Origin of the sequence: Nocardia sp. bgisy134, from assembly GCF_965341865.1 — a bacterium.
Classification (GTDB): domain Bacteria; phylum Actinomycetota; class Actinomycetes; order Mycobacteriales; family Mycobacteriaceae; genus Nocardia.
Genome location: NZ_CBDQZP010000053.1, coordinates 1 through 1,919 on the forward strand (window position 1 = coordinate 1; position 1,919 = coordinate 1,919).

At 65.3% G+C, this 1,919-nt stretch carries 1 protein-coding gene; it reads right to left on the reverse strand.

Annotated features, from left to right (window positions below; genetic code table 11):
- The coding region (locus ACRWNM_RS36470) for a type I polyketide synthase (protein WP_431972723.1) at positions 1 to 1,919 on the reverse strand (1,919 nt) is incomplete at both ends.

Below are 1,919 nucleotides of genomic sequence, written 5' to 3' on the forward strand. Positions count from 1 at the left end.
GCACCACACGACCGGACACCACACCGGGAATCGTTTCGCCGCGACCCAACGCTTGTGTACCGGCCCGCAGGCCATCGCCTTCGGGTGACAGCACCACGGCCCGGTGGTCGAACAACACTCTCGAAGTCACGAGCGAGAAGCCGATGTCGATCGAGTCGTGGTCGTCGTCGATATGCGATACCAGGCGCCTGGTCTGCTCGGCAAGCGCCTCGCCACTGCGCGCCGAGACCACCCACGGCAGCACGCCACCGGCCGGGACGGTCTTGGCCACCGGCACGGCAGCCGGGTCAGCTGTCGGGGCCTGTTCGACGATGAGGTGAGCGTTGGTGCCGCTGAGGCCGAACGAGGACACACCGGCACGACGCGGCCGATCCACCTCCGGCCACGCCACCGCCTCGGTCAGCAATCGGATGTGGCCTTCGGACCAATCGACCTTTGTGGAGGGCTGATCGACGTGCAGGGTCTGCGGCAGCAGCCCGTGCCGCATCGCCATCACCATCTTGATCACACCACCCACACCCGCCGCGGCTTGGGAATGACCGATGTTGGACTTCAACGACCCCAACCACAACGGACGATCCGCATCACGATCCTGCCCATACGTCGCCAGCAGCGCCTGCGCCTCGATCGGATCACCCAACGTGGTACCCGTACCGTGGGCCTCCACCACATCCACCTCGACCGGCGACACCCCCGCATTCGCCAGCGCTTGACGGATCACTCGCCGCTGCGAAGGACCATTGGGCGCGGTGAAACCATTCGAAGCGCCATCCTGGTTCACCGCCGAACCCGCAACCACCGCGAGAACTTCATGACCATTGCGGCGGGCGTCGGACAACCGCTCCAACACCAACATTCCAGCGCCCTCGGACCAGCCCACACCGTCGGCGGCGTCAGCGAAGGACTTGCACCGCCCATCCGGGGCCAGCCCCCGCTGACGGCTGAATTCGAGGAACATATCCGGGGTGGCCATCACGGCGACACCACCGGCCAACGCCAGATCACACTCGCCCGACCGCAACGACTGCGCGGCCAAATGCAGAGCCACCAATGACGACGAGCACGCCGTATCCACCGACACCGCCGGGCCTTCCAGCCCGAGCGTGTAGGCGATGCGACCGGAGACCAGACTTCCGGCAGTGCTGCTACCGGTGCCGGTTCCCTGGGCGTAGTCGTGGTACATCACACCGGTGAAGACACCGGTCGAACTGCCACGCAGCACAGCCGGATCCACACCGGCCCGCTCCAACGCCTCCCACGACACCTCCAACAGCAACCGCTGCTGGGGATCCATCATCGTGGCTTCGTTAGGGCTGATCCCGAAGAAGTCCGCATCGAAATCGGCGGCCGAATAGAGGAATCCACCCTGGCGGGTGTAGGTCCGCCCCGCCTTGCCGGGCTCCGGATCGTAGATGCCTTCGATATCCCAGCCACGATCCACCGGCAACTCACCGGTGGTATCGATGCCCGAGACGACCAGTCGCCACAGGTCCTCCGGCGAGGCGACACCACCGGGGTAGCGGCAGCTCATCGCCACCACCGCAATCGGGTCGTCGCCAACAGTTCTGCTGGCAGTGACCTCGATGTCCTGATTTGTGCCTGTCAGCTGGGAATCGATGAAGTCAGCAACGATCTGCGGGTTGGGCTGATCGAAGACGAGGGTGGCCGGTAGTTGCAGGCCGGTCGCAGTGTTGAGCCTGTTACGGAACTCGATTGCCCTCAAAGAGTCGAACCCCAGCTGCTGGAACGCTTGCTGGGGTTCGACAGCATCGAGAGAAGCGTGCCCGAGGACCTCGGCAGCGACCGATCGGACCAGGTCGAGCAGAGCGCTCTTGCGAGCGGTGTCAGAGAGACCCGCCAGCTTCTGCGCGAATGCCTGACCTGCCGGGGTTCGACCGTGGCGGCGCACCGGGACAGGG